Origin of the sequence: Pseudomonas sp. MF6755, from assembly GCF_016405635.1 — a bacterium.
Taxonomy (GTDB): Bacteria; Pseudomonadota; Gammaproteobacteria; order Pseudomonadales; family Pseudomonadaceae; genus Aquipseudomonas; species Aquipseudomonas haemolytica.
This window is the reverse complement of the sequence record NZ_JAEKDA010000008.1, coordinates 190,043-205,886: the sequence shown is the minus strand read 5'-3', so window position 1 is coordinate 205,886 and position 15,844 is coordinate 190,043. Positions and strand designations below refer to the sequence as shown.

General features: G+C 58.4%; 13 protein-coding genes, 1 tRNA gene and 1 pseudogene. All 15 read right to left on the bottom strand.

Translation table 11 applies throughout. The features are described from left to right. Positions 1-12: 12 nt before the first annotated feature. The 15 genes and pseudogenes from JFT66_RS12725 to JFT66_RS12655 all read right to left on the bottom strand — a co-directional run bounded on the left by JFT66_RS12725 (position 13) and on the right by JFT66_RS12655 (position 15,738). Positions 13-360, bottom strand: a complete 348-nt coding sequence (locus tag JFT66_RS12725; RefSeq protein WP_034115752.1) for a DUF4437 domain-containing protein — start codon at positions 358-360, stop codon at positions 13-15. Next, the gene (locus tag JFT66_RS12720; RefSeq protein WP_153839070.1) at positions 357-1,133 is read right to left on the bottom strand and encodes a DUF3050 domain-containing protein; all 777 of its coding nucleotides are present in this window, start codon (positions 1,131-1,133) and stop codon (positions 357-359) included. Before JFT66_RS12720 ends, JFT66_RS12725 begins: the two co-directional genes overlap by 4 nt. 448 nt (positions 1,134-1,581) lie before the next feature. Continuing rightward, positions 1,582-3,126: an MDR family MFS transporter gene (locus JFT66_RS12715; protein WP_153872481.1), complete on the bottom strand. Its 1,545-nt coding sequence runs from the start codon at positions 3,124-3,126 to the stop codon at positions 1,582-1,584. Further along, positions 3,119-4,291: an HlyD family secretion protein gene (locus tag JFT66_RS12710; RefSeq protein ID WP_198859357.1), complete on the bottom strand. Its 1,173-nt coding sequence runs from the start codon at positions 4,289-4,291 to the stop codon at positions 3,119-3,121. The genes JFT66_RS12715 and JFT66_RS12710 overlap by 8 nt, the downstream gene beginning before the upstream one ends. Next, positions 4,288-5,781, bottom strand: a complete 1,494-nt coding sequence (locus tag JFT66_RS12705) for an efflux transporter outer membrane subunit (RefSeq protein WP_034115756.1) — start codon at positions 5,779-5,781, stop codon at positions 4,288-4,290. Before JFT66_RS12705 ends, JFT66_RS12710 begins: the two co-directional genes overlap by 4 nt. 209 nt (positions 5,782-5,990) lie before the next feature. Then, complete coding sequence (locus JFT66_RS12700) at positions 5,991-6,731, bottom strand: AraC family transcriptional regulator (protein WP_153839072.1); 741 nt, start codon at positions 6,729-6,731, stop codon at positions 5,991-5,993. A gap of 1 nt (position 6,732) precedes the next feature. Further along, on the bottom strand, positions 6,733-8,427 hold the full coding sequence (leuA, locus tag JFT66_RS12695; RefSeq protein ID WP_034115758.1) for a 2-isopropylmalate synthase: 1,695 nt from the start codon (positions 8,425-8,427) through the stop codon (positions 6,733-6,735). 391 nt (positions 8,428-8,818) lie between these two features. Next, positions 8,819-9,418: a hypothetical protein gene (locus JFT66_RS12690; protein ID WP_034115759.1), complete on the bottom strand. Its 600-nt coding sequence runs from the start codon at positions 9,416-9,418 to the stop codon at positions 8,819-8,821. 13 nt (positions 9,419-9,431) lie between these two features. Next, positions 9,432-10,016, bottom strand: a complete 585-nt coding sequence (locus JFT66_RS12685) for a papain-like cysteine protease family protein (RefSeq protein WP_198859356.1) — start codon at positions 10,014-10,016, stop codon at positions 9,432-9,434. 391 nt (positions 10,017-10,407) lie between these two features. Then, on the bottom strand, positions 10,408-13,011 hold the full coding sequence (locus tag JFT66_RS12680) for an autotransporter family protein (protein WP_198859355.1): 2,604 nt from the start codon (positions 13,009-13,011) through the stop codon (positions 10,408-10,410). Between the two features lie 69 nt (positions 13,012-13,080). After that, the gene (locus JFT66_RS12675) at positions 13,081-13,668 is read right to left on the bottom strand and encodes a hypothetical protein (RefSeq protein WP_198859354.1); all 588 of its coding nucleotides are present in this window, start codon (positions 13,666-13,668) and stop codon (positions 13,081-13,083) included. Beyond that, positions 13,665-14,294 carry a hypothetical protein gene (locus JFT66_RS12670; RefSeq protein WP_153872476.1) on the bottom strand — a complete coding sequence of 210 codons (630 nt, stop codon included), beginning with the start codon at positions 14,292-14,294 and terminating at the stop codon, positions 13,665-13,667. Before JFT66_RS12670 ends, JFT66_RS12675 begins: the two co-directional genes overlap by 4 nt. 36 nt (positions 14,295-14,330) lie before the next feature. Next, complete coding sequence (locus JFT66_RS12665; protein ID WP_065892966.1) at positions 14,331-14,612, bottom strand: hypothetical protein; 282 nt, start codon at positions 14,610-14,612, stop codon at positions 14,331-14,333. Between the two features lie 148 nt (positions 14,613-14,760). Continuing rightward, positions 14,761-15,261: pseudogene (locus tag JFT66_RS12660) on the bottom strand (POTRA domain-containing protein); the annotation flags it as partial. Between the two features lie 401 nt (positions 15,262-15,662). Continuing rightward, a tRNA-Lys gene (locus tag JFT66_RS12655) sits at positions 15,663-15,738 on the bottom strand. Positions 15,739-15,844: the final 106 nt, after the last annotated feature.

The following is a 15,844-nucleotide window of genomic DNA, read 5'->3' as shown; positions in this document are numbered from 1 at the left end:
TGTTCATGATGATCAGTAGTAGTGCACTTCAAACAACAGACATCCGTCTTTTGAATTAAACGGACCGTGCTCGGTATGTGCAGCCCTGAAGAAGTAACTGCCGTCGCGGTAGGTTTTCTCTGGGCGCCCCTCACTGGCCTGTTCAGTCTGGTCGCCTTCAATCAAATACACTTCTTCGTGATAATCGTGGGTGTAGATTTCACGGGTGCCGCCCCCTGGATGAAAACGTACCAACCGCGTACGTACACCGGTTTTGGCAATGGGGTCCAAAGTGTCCTTGAAGACGGTCAGGGTGATGCCGCGTTCAGACGTCACCTCGAACCATTGAGCCTGGTCGGCCTCGATGACTTCGAAGTTCATGCCACACACTCACTGACTGTTTCACGCATGGCCACGCGCAGGTTGTCCCACAACGCCAAGCGGCTTTGCACCGCCGCGATGGCCGATACATAGACCTCTTCCTGACGCTGGGGATCGCCATTGACCAGGCGCGCCAACAGGCTTTCTGCCGCTGGGCCGTGATCTTCCGAGTCGACTTCGATGTGGCGTTGCAGGTAATAGCGGAACGTTGGCGCGTCGTCGGCCGTGATGTCCCAATCATCGAGAATGCGCTGGAACATCTCCGGGATGACGCTCTCGCGGCCATGCAGGAACGCGGCAGCAACACTGTGGGTGGAGGCGTTAATGGCGGTTTCGATGGTGTCGGTGACAAAGGCCGAGGCTGCCAGGCCCGCGCCGCAACGCGTCAGGGCAGATTGCAAGTCGACGCCCTCGCGCATCAGTTTGACAAAGTATTCGATCTTGTCGGTGCTGGCGCCCACTTCCCGCATGGCATGCAAGTAGAGCTCGAAGTGGCTGTAGTGACCGCCTTGCAAGTTCTGGTCAGACTCTTCGCCCAGGATGATTTCGTTGATCAGGTGCGCGGCAGCCGGATCCACCGGTGGTAGCCAAGGCAGGCAAGTACAGGTCAGGTCCTGTTGCAGGCGCTTGGCCAGGGACATGAAATCCCACACGGCAAACACATGGGTCTCCATAAAGGCGCGCAGCACCGGCATTGAATTGATTTCAGCAAAAATCCGGTGATTACCCAGTTCCACTTTCTTTGCATTCAACAGCGTCTTTTTATTTTCCATGTTGCGCTCCTTATCAGACTTTAGTTAGCACCGACCACCTGGCAAATACCGGCTGATCTTTTTCCAGGCATAAGCAGGCCTGTCTCGCCATCGACGGCCAGTGCTAAGTCTTATTCAAGTTAGTTATACGCTTAAGCTTCGTTAGCACGAGAGGTCTGCCGCCGAAGCAAGACGAAACTTAGAGGAAGTTCATAACGATCAGCAAGTGTTTTTTCTAAAATTAATACAATTTATTTCCACACTACAAAACAACCAACAACAGAAGCCCGACCAAAGTTAATAACATCAACTTCGTCAGGCAATAGTTGGCCGACACCCCCAATGGAGTGCACATAACCTTTATGTAGTTGCTAAGTTAGCAATTCATGAGTCTATTAAGAGTCTTACCATTCAAGTTCCCTCTTGCAGCTGACAAGAGCCCGCGCACTGCCTGCGGGCCATGATGGTTTCAGTTCTTTGCTTGTTGTCGTAATGCCAAGGCCGCTACACCACACAAGATCAAGGCGATACAGGACACGTAGAACGCATCGCTGTAGGCCATCAGGTACGCCTCACGACGCACGGTGTGGATCAACCCCTCAAGGACCTGCTGTTGAGCGGGTAACAATTGGTTGAAGATAAAATCCTCGCTGTCGGCCATGCCGGCACGCAGGCGCTCCTGCAAGGACGGAGAAAACAAGGTGATCGACTCCCCTACCCGCTCGGAGTGAAAGCGCTCGCGCATGGCGACGATCTGCGTCAAGCCCGCAGTGCCCACGGCACCGCCCAGGTTACGCAGCATGGAGAACAAGGCAGAGGCGGAACCGGCTTCATCCTTGGCCAGGCCAGACACCGCCAGCACCGACAACGCCACCATGATCAGCGGCTGTCCGATACCGCGCACCACCGTGGAAGGAATGATCACGTTGGCGGCGCTATCAACATTCAGGTGCGCGCCGAGGTAGCAACCCAGGGCCATGATGAAAAAGCCGCTGGCGACCATCAGTTTCGGGTTGAGCCACTTCATCAGGCGCGGCATGAACGGCGCCAGCACCAGCTGCACCATGCCGTAGGCGATCAGGCTGATACCAATTTCCCGGGCGTTATAGCCCTGCAACTGGGAAAGGTAATTGGGCACCAGGAACACCAGGCCGAAGGTCGCCCCGCCGAAAATGAACATCGCCGCACTGGCCACCCCGAAGTTGTAGCTCTTGAGCAGGCGCAGGTTGATGAAGGAACGGCTGCCATACAGCTGCGACAGCACGAAGTACACCAGGGCAATGCCGGCGACCAGTGACATCCACACAATGAAATCGGAGCCGAACCAGTCCTTGCGCCCGCCTTCCTCCAGCACGATCTGCAAACCGCCCAGGCCGACGATCATGGCAATGATTCCGCCCCAGTCGCCGCGTTTGAGCAGGCTCAACTGCATGGGCTTGGCATCGATGGACCACGCCACCGCCAGCAGCAAGAGAATGCCTGGGGCCAGTTGCAGGTAGAAAATCCAGCGCCAGGAATAGGCATCGGTCAGCCAGCCGCCAATGGACGGTCCGGCGGCCTGGGCAACGCTGTTGGACAAGGCGAACAAGGCCATGCCCATTGCAATCTTGCTGGGCGGCAGCTCGGTGATGATCAACTGGAATGACAAGGGGATCAGCACCGCGCCGGCGGCGCCCTGGATCACCCGGATGATGATCATCACTTCCAGGTTGGGCGCCCAGGAACAGGCAATGGACGCCACTAGAAACACAAACGAACCGACGAGCATCACCCGGCGCAGGGAGAACACCTGGACCAGCCAGGCGGTCAGCGGAATCATCACGATCTCCGCAACCAGGTAGGCGGTGGAGATCCACGAGCCTTCCTCGAAGGTCGCCCCCAGGGAACCTTCGATTTCCGGCAACGCGGCGCTAGTCACATGCACGTTCATACCGGCCATGAAACAGCCGAACAGCCCCCCGATCACGGCCACCCAGGCGCGAAAGGAAACACTTTTTTCAGCGGCTTCAGTCATGTGCAACGCCCTGGGCAGCGGGCCGGGTATCCACGGTGGTGATCACCGACATGCCCGGCAGGATAGGCCCGCCCTCATCATGCTCATCGATGACGATCTTCACCGGGAAGCGCTGCACGATCTTGGTGAAGTTGCCGGTGGCGTTGTCCGACGGCAACAGCGCGAACACCGCCCCGGAACCTGGCGAAAAACTCACCACGTGGCCTTTGAGCTTTCGTCCCGAATAGCTGTCAACGCTGATGTCCACGGGTTGGCCGGCACGCATGTCGCGCAACTGGGTTTCCTTGTAGTTGGCCACCACGTAGGCCTGTTGCAAGGGCACCACCGCCAGCAGCGGCAAGCCGGGCGCGACATATTGGCGGGTACGCACCTTGCGCTGCCCCACCACCCCATCGATGGGCGAACGGATCAATGTGTCCTCCAGCGCGTGGGTCGCCAGGTTCAACTGCGCCTCGGCCTGGCTGCGCCGGGCAATCTGCTGTTGAAGCGAGGCTTCGGCCAATTGGTGCCGGGTAATGGCGACGGTCAGCCGCGTTTCCTGTTGGCGCTGCATCGCCTTGGCAATTTCCACGGCGGCATTGGCCTGGGTGTAGCTGGCGGCAGCGGTTTCCAGACGCTGGGCGCTGGCGGCGTGCTCGCGGACCAAGCCTTCGTAACGGCGCTGGTCGAGGCTGGCGCGGCGCAACTCGGCACCGACGCTGCGGGAGTGGGCCTCAGCTTGGGCGACGCCGGCCTTTTGCTGGGCGATCAGGCTGTCGGTAACTTGCAGGTTGGCCTGTTGCGCCGCCACCGAGGCTTGGGTTTCGGCCAGTTGCGCGCGGGCCTGCGCCAAGCGTGCCTGGTAGTCACGGTCCTCGATGCGCACCAGCACATCCCCAGCCTTGACCGGCTGATCATCCTCCACCATGACCTGGGCCACATACCCGGAGACCTTCGGGCTGATGGGAATCCAGTCGGCACGCACATAGGCATCATCGGTCTCTTCCAGGTAACGACCCACTGTCATCCAGTACACCCCGAACACCACCGCCGCGATCAACAGTGCGGCGCCGCCCAACAGGATCAGATTGCGTTTGTGGCGTTGCTTGCGCGCATGCATGAGTTGCTCGACCACATTCTCCTGCTCGTCCTGGAAAGCGGTTTTTTCATCAACGGCGATATTCATGGCTGGGTACCGGAAAAAGAGGTGGAAGCGTGGGCGACCGGGGTATTGGCGGAGGCGGACTGCCAACCGCCGCCAAGGGCACGAAACAGGCTGATCTGGCGTTGCAGCAACTGGCCATCAGCGTCGGCGCGCGTGGCCTGCAAACGGATCAGCTCACGTTCGCTGTCCAGCACGTCAAGAAAGTCGATTGAGCCTGCGTCGTAGTTGAATTGGGCCAACTTGTAAGCGTGGCGGCTGCTGTCCAGCGCCTGGCTCAGGGCCGCGTGGCGCTGCCGTTCGCCGTCATACAACGCCAGCGCCTGGCGTACATCCTTGAGGGCCTTGAGTACGCTGGCCTCGAATTGCGCCACCTCCACCTGCTCGAGCGCCCGCGCCTGGTTGACCCGCGCGCGGTTGGCTTTCCAGTTCGGAAATTGCCAGGTAATCAGCGGGCCGATGCCGAACATGACGGCGCTGCTGTCCCCCAGTTCATGGGGTTTATTGGCGGACGAAGACACTGAAGCGCCGAAGGTCACCTTCGGGTACAGGTCGGCCTGGACGATATCCACTTGCAGCGTGGCCGCCTGCAGCGCTCGCTCGGCCTGACGGATGTCGGGGCGGCGCGCCAATAATTGCCAGCCATCACCCACCGGCAATTCGGCATTCAGTTGCGGCACCACCTCACAGGTCGCGGCGCCAGAGCCTTGTTCCAGGTCGGCGACGCCGGTGAGCATCGCCAGCTCGTACAGCGCAGCTTGCCGGCGCGCCTCCAGCATCGGCAGCAAGGCCAGGGTTTCGCCCTGCAACGCCTGCATGCGGGTGTATTCAAGGTCCGTCACCACACCGGCCTGACGCTGGCGATCGGTCAACGCCAGGCTGTGGCCGACCACGTCCAGCGAATGCCGCTGGACCTTGGCGCGTGCGCCGAGCGCGCAAGCATTGACATAGGCGCGGGTGGTTTGTGCCACGACGGTGATGCGCAACAGGTCTTCGGCGTCCTGCGCTGCTGCGGCTTGCACCTGAGCCCGTTCGATGGTGCGCTGAACCTGGCCCCAGACATCCACTTGATAAGCCAGTTCGAAGCCTGGGTTGAACGCCCACTGTGACGGAGCATGACTATCGGTGGCCTTGGCCAGGGTCTGATCATCGGCCGTCTTGCCGTACTCGGCGCCCAGTGACGCCTGGGTGGACGGCCAGCGCTCGGCATCGGCCTGCATGATCCCGGCCAGCATGGATTGCACATGGGCCTGGGCCGCCGCCAAGTCGCGGTTGTGCAGCAACGCCTGCTGCACCAGCGCATCGAGTTTCGGATCGTTGTACAACTGCCACCAGCGCTCGGGTAACGCTTGGGCCGAAACACCTTGCGGCAGGCGGCTCAGGGCATTGATGCGTTCCGGGTGTGGCTGTGCCGGCGTATGAGCGACCCAGGACGAGCAACCCGCCAACAACACCACCGCCACGCCAACGAGCGAAAGACGGCCATGCCGTGGGGAAAAAGAAGGCGAACCCATCGAAGAAATCCAGAATGCCAAGTAGAGACGCAGGGTAAAAGAGCAACGGGCTGCGCATCTCCCGAGTTCCAGACAACCATCGTTTCGATTGGGACAACGTGTCTGCGACCGCTCTGGATCAAGGGCCCCATACGCCGGGCAGGCAAAAACATGGCCCTGCCTGGCGGCGGGCCATGTTCAATGGGAGGCTGTGCTATCGCCAGGGCGAATCAGACCAGGCGGCAGTTGCTCGGGGTGTACCCCATGGTGCGTTTGAACATCGCAGTAAACGCACTCGGGCTCTGATAGCCATGCTCCAGCGCCACTTCCAGGATCGACACGCCGCAGGCCAACCGCTGCATGCTGAGCAAAAGTCGCGTGCGCTTGCGCCACTCGCCATAACTCATACCCAACTCTTTCTGGAACAACCGAGCCAGGGTGCGCGAACTCATATTGAGTTGCGCCGCCCAACTCTCCAGTTTCGACTCCTGGGAAGGGTTGTCGATAAAGTCCGCACACAGCGACTTGAGCCTGGGCTCATCCGGAATCGGCACATGCGCCAGCACTCTTTGCGCCCTGTCGAGCTCCGAGAAAATCAGCTCGACAATCTGTACATGACGCAACAACGCCGGCTCGCTGTCAGGCTCATCGCCGGCGGCGACGATCAGCTCACGCAGCAACGGCGAGACCCTGATGACCTGGCACTCTTCGGTCAACCGGCGGTGCGCCCCCGGCGAGATCAGCAAGGTGCGCATACGCACCTCGCCGGTCATGCGGATCTGATGCTCCAGCCCCGAAGGCACCCACAGGGCATGCCCGGAAGGCACCACCCACGTCGTCTCCTCCACCGACACGAGCATCACGCCATTGATGGCGTAGACCAGTTGGCCCTCATCATGTCGGTGGGAAGCCACGATATCTCCGTGCCCATAGTTACCGGCGAGTGCCGCCAATGCGGTATGCGCGTTCATGTCAGGACGGCACCGCAGCGTTCACCACGCTGAGCAGGCCCAGGCGCGATGCGCGATTGACGGCACTCGTCACCGCCTTGAGGGATGCCAGCAAGCTGCTGCCATCGCGTGCGGCTCCGAACAGCAACTGGTTACCCACGCGAATTTCCACATAGGCCAATGCTTCGGCCTGGGCCCCGTCACGGGTGGCATGCTCGTGGTAATCGGCGATATCGAAGTGGATCCCTCGCTGGGCAAAGGCATCGACCAGCGCCGCCAGTGGCCCGTTACCCTCGCCGCTCAAGTCAATGCGCTGTGCACCCTGCTCGAGGGTGGCTTCCAGATAAGTCACGTCGCCCTCACTGACCAGTTTTGGCGCACGTAACGCGTAAGGCTTGCCCTGCTCCAGGTAGTGCCGGGTAAAGCAGGCCAGGATCATCTCGCCGCTGATTTCCTGACCGGAGCCATCTGCTTCCTGTTGCACCAGGCTGCTGAATTCCATCTGCAAGCGCCGCGGCATCACGATGCCGTGCTGCTCCAGCAGATAGGCCACGCCGCCTTTGCCCGACTGACTGTTGACGCGGATCACTGCTTCATAGCTGCGGCCCATATCGGCGGGGTCAATCGGCAGGTACGGCACTTCCCACATGCCGTGAGGGTTAGCCTGGCGCGCCGCAAAACCTTTCTTGATCGCATCCTGGTGCGACCCGGAAAAAGCGGTGAACACCAACTCACCGGCATAAGGGTGGCGTGGGTGGGTTGGCAACTGATTACAGAACTCCACCTCACGCTGGACGTGGAGGATGTCCGAGAAATCCAGCTGCGGGTCGATGCCGCTGGTGTAGAGGTTCATCGCCAGCGTCAGGATATCCACGTTGCCGGTTCGCTCACCGTTACCGAACAACGTGCCCTCGACACGCTCGGCGCCGGCCAGGCACGCCTGCTCCGCGGTGGAAACTCCGGTGCCACGGTCATTGTGCGGGTGGACGCTGATCACCACACTGTCACGACGGCTGAAGTGTCGGCAGAACCATTCGATCTGATCGGCGAACACATTGGCCGTGGAAACTTCAACCGTGGTCGGCAGGTTCAGGATCATTTTGTTGGCCGGGGTAGGCCCGAAGGTTTGCGTCACCGCCTCACACACCTCAAGGGCAAAATCCAGCTCGGTGAAGCAGAAGGTTTCCGGGGAGTACTGGAACGTCCACTGCGTCTCTGGGTTCGCGTCCATATGCTGCTTGATTTCCCGGGTGGCCTGGGTAGCAATCTCGATGCAACCCGCCCGATCCACGTTAAATACAACCTCTCGGAACACCGGTGCCGTCGCGTTGTAAACGTGCACGATGGCGCGCGGCGCGCCCTTCAGCGCCTCAAACGTACGCTCGATCAGATGGCTGCGCGCCTGGGTCATGACCTGGATCGTCACATCATCAGGAATCGCACCGCTTTCAATCAGTTCGCGGACGTAGTCAAAGTCGGTCTGCGAAGCGGCAGGGAAACCCACCTCGATTTCCTTGAAACCGACCTTCACCAGCAGATCGAAGAAACGGCGCTTGCGCTCGGCATTCATCGGCTCGATCAACGCCTGGTTGCCATCGCGCATATCCACACTGCACCAGGTAGGTGCTGCGGCTTGGACAGTACTGGGCCATGTGCGATCCGGCAGGTTGACCGTGGTGAAGTGGCGATATTTGCGGGAAGGGTCCTTCAGCATCATGGCATTTCTCCTTTTTATAACAGTGCGTCTGTGGCGATGGGCGCAACCTGCACGTCGCCTGATTGGATCCAATACTAAACGAACATAGTTTGATACAAATTGCGTTGTTGGCGTGGGAAGATGAAAAAAACCGTATAAATAGCCAATATTAGCGACGTAATTGGTTATTTATTGCATGTGCATATGAGATATCACAATTTAATGACTGTAACTCGTAGGTTTTTGGCAAGCGAAGTGATACGCAGGGGCAGGCGCTGGTGAGGAGTCAGGGAGGAGGGAAAGGAGATAAATGTATTACTCGACAGTACAATACAGCGCGCCGCCTTTTTACAGGCGGCGCCTTTTTTACAAGGCAAACCCGGACAGCGTCCGGTTTTTACCCAAGGGTTTATCAACTGCCCAACAGTCCACTGGTGTCCGCGTCGAAGCGCTTGCGGGCCTGATCAGCCGCCGGTTTGAGCAGCATGAGCAGCGCCGCCTCACTGTACAACTGAGTGACCGCCAGTTCCTTGGGGGTCGGCTCAATCGGGATCAGCACATCTTCGCTGTCGGCGTGTAGCCAGATTGCCACAACGTGCAATGCCGAGATGAACAGCACTCGCAGCTCAACGGTTTTACCTTGCAATTGCGGGGACTGTTCCGCCAGTTTCAGCGCATCCACCGTCGCCGCTGCCACGGGCCCGTGGTTGAGCGAAGCGAACTCGACATGCCCGCCTACGTCGGCCAATTGCGCATCCGCAATCGTCACGCCATCGGCAAATACCAAGTAACGCCAATCGCCGACCTCAGCGTCTTTTAGGCCTTTACCGTGAGTCAAATCCTCGAGGCTGAGCGAATAGCCACGATAGGCTTCGCTCAGCCTGATGTTGCCCGGTGCGGCGGCCGCGAATGAGTGATTGCGCCCCAGGCCCTGGGTTTGCAGCGCGGCTTGCAACGCCGGACGCAGTGTCTGTACACCGTTTGAGGGCGCCTTTGGATAAATCAGTTGCATGATGCAGCCCTCCTCAGTTTTTTACGGTGAAGTAAGTGTTGGTCCAATTGCCGCCGCCGTTGTACGAACCAGGGAACGCGTTCAACGCACGGGTCGAGTAGCCGTAGATCGAATCTGCGATCAACAAGTAGTTGCCGTTGGTCCCGTAGATCACCAAAAAGTGCGCACCGCCACCGTACCAGGCACAACGCAAACCGATGGGGCGGCCCCGGTTGATCTGGTTCTGGATGGCCGACATCTGCAACGAGCCTTGATTCATGCCGTTGTAGCTGCGCGTAGTTCGTAAGGCGGAATCCAGATAGCCGTAGACGTTGCACGGTCCAGGTTGATTGCAGCAGTTGCGGTCAAGCTCGCTGCTGGCTACACCGCACTGGGTCCAGGACCCGGTGCCGTAGTAGTTGCCGACCGAGGCAGAGAGCGCCGCCCAGCACCAATTGCTCTGGGTTTGTCTCTGCATGCTGAAATTGAGACTGGCGGCAGCCATTGCTTGGGGCTGAGCAGCCGCTTTGACTTCGACCAGTTGCGGATCGAGCAGATGGCCGATCAGGCAATTGGGCGGTGTGTCGCCGGTGAGTCGGGTTGTTTCAGTGGATAACATTTTTCAATCCTCCATGAATGAAAACCAGCGTCCTGCTGGTAAGCGTGTAGCGGTGCTGCTGAGCTATCGACGTTCAAGGTGACCCATATTTGATGGGGGCGTTGCGATCTGGCTCGGGGTAACCCTAGATGTGAATATGCGTTTACGCAAATATATAAATGCGCTAATGCATAATTACTGATAAGGGAGTGCGGTTTGTCGGGCGGGGACAAAGGGGGACAGATTTATTTATTCAGAAAAAGTAAATCCGTCAACTTTTCAGGACGGGACAGGCCAATAAAATGAATCTGTCCCTTTTTCCTTAAATATCGGGGAATAGATTTCAACGAAGAAAGATTATTGCTTTTGGGAGTAACAGGGGCTCGCAAAGAGCCCCTGTTCGGGTTTAACCCTAAAACGCGTAACGCGCCTTGACCATCACCCCATCAGCATCAAACCCGCTACGCGCCTGGCGGGTATAGCTGGCGCCCACCGTCAGCGCCGACACCTGGTAATTCAGGCTCAGGCTGGCTTCGTAACTGTCACGTGCGACCGAAGCGCCCGTGACGGTAAACGCCGAACCGCCCAGCACAAAGCTGGAGGTTTGCGCCACGCGGTCGCCCATCAGGTCGTGATAAGCCATCAAGGTCGCCTCCGGTTGCAGGCTGCCGGTGGCCAACGGGAAGTTGCCAGCCAAGCGCACACCCGCGCCCAACTCACCCACTTCATAGCGTTGCGAGCCGGTGCTCAGCGCCGCTGAAGAGCCCTTCTCGGTAAAGCTGTCCATGCGCACGTTGGAGTAACGCGCCGCCACTCGCGGTTCTATCACGGCAGCATCCGACAGCTTGAAGCTGTAGCCGCCCAGTACGCTGGCCGACAACACATTGCTGTCGTAACTGCCCTTGGCGGTAGTGCCCGCCACACGACGCTTGCTGTCATTGTCGTTATGGCCATAGCTCAGGCTGCCGTCGACGAACCAGTTCTGCAGCGACCAGTTGCCGTACAACGACAGCGCATTGCCCTGCACGTCGGTCTTGGTGCCCAGGTCCGAATGGATGTTGGAATTGAGGTAGCTGTAAGCCACACCCACCGTGGTGCTGTCGTTCAACCGACCATCCACACCCACCGCCATGCCGCTGCTGTTGGCCGAATAACCGTTCTCGCCGCTGCGGCCATCCTGATCCATGTTGCTGCTCAAGCCTTGCAACCACACACCCACGGCTTCGCGATTATCACGCTGGCCCGAGAGGCGATTGAGGATCGCGCCATTGATCACCGTCTGGCGCGACAAGGCCACGTCCAGCGCACCACGGTTGACGTCCGGCTTGAGTTGCTCGCCCACCTGCGCCAACTGCTGCGCCGTGCCCGCGTTGGCCAGGGCCTGGAACACCGGATCATCCGTTGCCAACTGCCCGAGCACGTCATTTTTTGCTTCGTTGACCACAGTGACAACCGGCTCAGTGGCGCCCGCGCCGGTCAGTTCCTCTTGCACTTGCTGATTGCTCTTCAAGCCCACCACGGCCTTGACCGTTTGCGCGTCGGCCGAGTAACTCAGCACGTCCAGCAACGACGAAGTGCTGGCAACCGACAGGCCGCTGTTCTGCACACTGCTGGCTTGCAGCAAGGTGTACTCGGTGCCGCTCGGCACGGCGGTGAAATCACCAGGGGTGGCGCTCAAGGTCACTGTCGATGCCTGGGCGAAATTCGCCGCACCATTGACCGTCAGGTATGGCGTGGTCGGCACTACGCTGTTGGACAGGCGCATATCAATGCCTGCACCGCTGGCGATGTTGAGGTCACCGGTGAGCACAGTGCTGGGGGTCGACAGATTCAAGGAACCCGAGTTGATCGACACTGGCGCGATGATGCGGCTGCCGGAAAAGTCAGCCTGGCCAGCGATGTTCATCGCGTTGACGTTGAGTACGTCGCCGACGATTTTGCCGCCGGTCCAGTTGAGGGTGGCGCGGTTGGCTGCATCGATAGCGATGCCGGAATTGCTGCGGATTTCACCGGCTTGCTGGTTGATTTCGAAGACGGAAGTTTGCTCGGCTGCGTCGACAGAGATGGCCGTGCCATCGGCAGTGATCGTGCCGCGGTTGATGATGCCGCGGGAGCCAGTGGGGCTGTTTTGGGTGAAGGTGGCACCCAGGAGGTCGATCGCTTTGGCGTTGGTGCCTTTGGCTTCGAGGGTTCCGGTGTTGAGGATGGAGTCGACGGTGCCGGCATAAAAAACAATACCGGAAGCATCTGCGCCGTTCACAGACAGCAGGCCACTGTTTTCAATGCGCAGCGGGCTCGTGGTGGTTTCAACTTCTATGCCCCAGGCGCGCTGGCCCGTTGCCGAGATGGTACCGGAGTTGATGATTTTACCGCCGATATTGATCGGGAAATCACTCGGGCCATCCACTGCCAGCGCCACTACTTCATCGCCGACCACCTCGATCACGCCCGTGTTAGCAACGTCGCCTGCCACTTGCGTGTTATGCAGGAACATACCCTCGCCGCCCACCGTGCCACCAAAAGCAGAAGTGCCCGATACAACGGGAGTTGTTTTAATGGTGCCGGAGTTGATTACGCTGCCCCCAATCACGGCTTCACCGATCTCAAAACCTTCATAACCCCCATTGTTCATGGTGATGTTACCGGCCTGAATCAGATCGCCCGTAATTGTGCTGGGGGTTGAAGTTCCATCTCTGAAACCGAATGGGTCCACGGCAAACGCTCGGATGGAGCGCCCGTCCGACGTCATCACAATATCGGCACGATTTATCAGCGAACCTTGGATGTGGGTTTCGGAAACACTGACTCCCATCAACGCAGTAGTGCCAGACTCAGGGGTGGGCGTTTGATTGGTTGCTTCAGTCAGCCTCCCGATGAAGGTCAGAGATTCGTTAAACGTCTCGCCCTTCCACGAGGTTTTGCCTTGACCCAGATCTACTTCAACGGCCAATGCCTGGCTGCTGATTGCACCGACCACCACGGCCAACAGTTTTTGCTTGAATGGATTTCGCTTCATTTGAAAACTCCATGTACGACAGAAAGCAACGCCACAAACCCATGGCGATTACAGATATAAAAAGAACGACTACAACAAGCGCCGCTGCACCGCCTCATCCAACGTGCTGCGGGTCAGGGCTTGCACCACCTCGTGGGTGTCCTGGCGGAAAGGCACGGCAACGATCAACAACAATTGCATCCAGGTACGCAGCGACTCACTCTTGCGCACACGACCCAGCTCCTTGCCGTCCTTGTTCTTGAATACGGTCTCCAGGGTGAAGGTGTTCTTCGCGGTAGAAGGGATAATGAAAAACGTCACCCCGGTGATGATGGCCGACGCCATGCTGAACTGTTCGTTGTTGTACAAGGTGGCCTCAACATAGAGATCCGCCTCGGACTTATCCGTACTCACCCACGCAAAACGCCCAGATTCACGAAAGCCCTCGGCAACCGTCGCTTCCCCAACCGCTGCCGCAGCCCCCGCAGCCGTATTGGCCGGCCCACCGTTGACCTGATTCATGACCGTGGTGCGCACGAACACCTTCGGCTTTTGCTGCGGCACATTGGCCGTGGGTGGCCACGCCTGCACGGGAGGCAACTCGTTTTGCGAATACGTCACGCAACCAGACAGCAAAATCGCAGCGAGCACCACACAGTGCTTGATTGAACCGATCATTTTTGTTCTGCCTTAAGTTGTGGTTGTGCCAACTTTGCCGTGGCGTTATCGAGCAGGGTTGAAAGCGCGAGGACGGGAATACGCTGCGCGGGATCGGTGATGTCATACACATGCTGCTCACAGCCCGCGCCGACGATCACGAACTCCACCAGGTAAACCTTCTGCTTCTGAGGCTTGAACGCCGAGCTCATAGGGCCGCAGGCGTAGACAATTTTTTCGGCGTAGCGGTAGTAGTTCGAGTCATACACCCGCGACTCGCCCAATACCTCGATTGTCTGCCCCGGATCAGCCAACACTTCCAACTGCGGGAAGCGCTTGACCGCCGCGCTGTTGGCAACCTCACTCATCTTGGCGATCCAGCCGAACACCTTGCCCCGGCCCGAATCCACCACCGTGCCGAGGATCTCCGGCCGCTGATCGGCATCACTGCCACGGCGCACGGAGAACTGCACAGGGTAGGTAAAACCGGTGGCCCGCATGATCACCTTGGCTTGCTCGGCATCGGCCACAACCGTGTTCTGCTGCAACTGCACGCCGTCTTTGAGCAGACTGGACGACGAGTCGCGAGCATTGGAGTGACAGCCCGCGAGGATCAAGGCCGAGAGGATAAAGGCAACTTTTCTCATAAGGGTTTTCCGTATAGATACATGGCCATGCAAGGATCAAAAACTCAAAAAAAATACGACCCCGTATAAAAACAGGGCGAAGCCGGCCAACGCCGCTCGCCACTCCGGGTCGGCATCCTTACTCATGCCGCCCGGCGCGATGGCCACCCTGGCGCCTCGCGCATAGCTGTAGACCGCCTGGCCAAACCACAACTGCACCAGCACCATGAGGAAAAAGCGCTTCCAGCTACCGTCAAATCGTAGAAAGCCATTGAGTAGCGCAGCCAGGAGTAAGACCAGGCCAATGCCGTGCTGATATTTGTATAAGTTCGCGATCATGCTACCCACCCTTGACTGTACCTTTGAGGCCTTCAACCAACTTGTCCCACACCCCCGCAGTACCCAAGGCATTGGAAAGTCACGAAGCGGTTTGCGGCGTAACGCCCTTGGTCACTGCAAACGTTTCAAAGTCCATGCTGAGTGCGTTACCTGTGGCCGCTTCCGGAAGTTCTTCTTTCAAGTAGCCAGGTTTGCCCTCCACCACCAGCACTTGCAGGTGCCCCTTGGACATGTCTTGCTGCGGCAAGTAAGCGCGGCTGGTGACCAGGCCTTTGTCGATGTAGTAGTCGGTGATGACCTTGAGCAATGCATTGAGCTGGGAGACGCCCGAGCACTCGCCGATATAGGGCTTGAGCAGGCGTTCGCGGTCAGGCGCTGGCAGGCTGTCGGCGCCCTTGAGTTCGATGTTTTGAATCGGGAAGCAACGGCTGTCCACCGGGGTTGCCAGCGCCTCGGGCTTGACCTCTTTGCCCGGCAACTCCTTGAGTTGTTCAAGGCGCCGCTGCTGTTCTTCGAGCAGGCGATTTTGGCGGTCGCGGATCAGGTCCTGATCACCCGGCAGGTTGGCGGCCATCACGCTATGGGAAGCGAGGCAAGCGAGCAGGAGAATGCCCAGTGAATACCGGGTCCGTGGCAGTAGGGGCGACATGTTCGATCCATCGAATTGCGAAGGGCGGCAAACTAACATCGTCGCCCTGGCTAGCCAATAATCTGACCCAAATTTAGAAATCCTCCTAAATAGTTACTAACTACATGATAAGTAAGGAATATTTTTATGCGGGAAGGAATATCGTATGAAGTTGAACGCTGTTTTCCGACCAGCGGTATCAGATTTGATACACATTAAGGACGCATGCGAATGACCGGACTATCCGGTCAGTGCCGGTCCGGAATATGAATATTTAGATTAAAGGGATGCGCTTGAACGGCAACCTGCCTCTGAGCACGGATGACGCCCTGTCGATTTGAACGGGCCAAATTTCAGGCAAAAAAAAAAACCCGGAAATCCTCACTTGCGTGGGCCTTCCGGATTTTCTAAACCGCCAAAAATGGTGGGTCGTGTGGGATTCGAACCTACGACCAATTGGTTAAAAGCCAACTGCTCTACCAACTGAGCTAACGACCCGCTGTGTGGTGGCGCGTATAATACTGATTTCTAAGGATTATTCAACACCTTATTTGAAATAAATCAGAAATAACGCGTTGGGGCCGTAATTGGGCAGGGTTGAAAG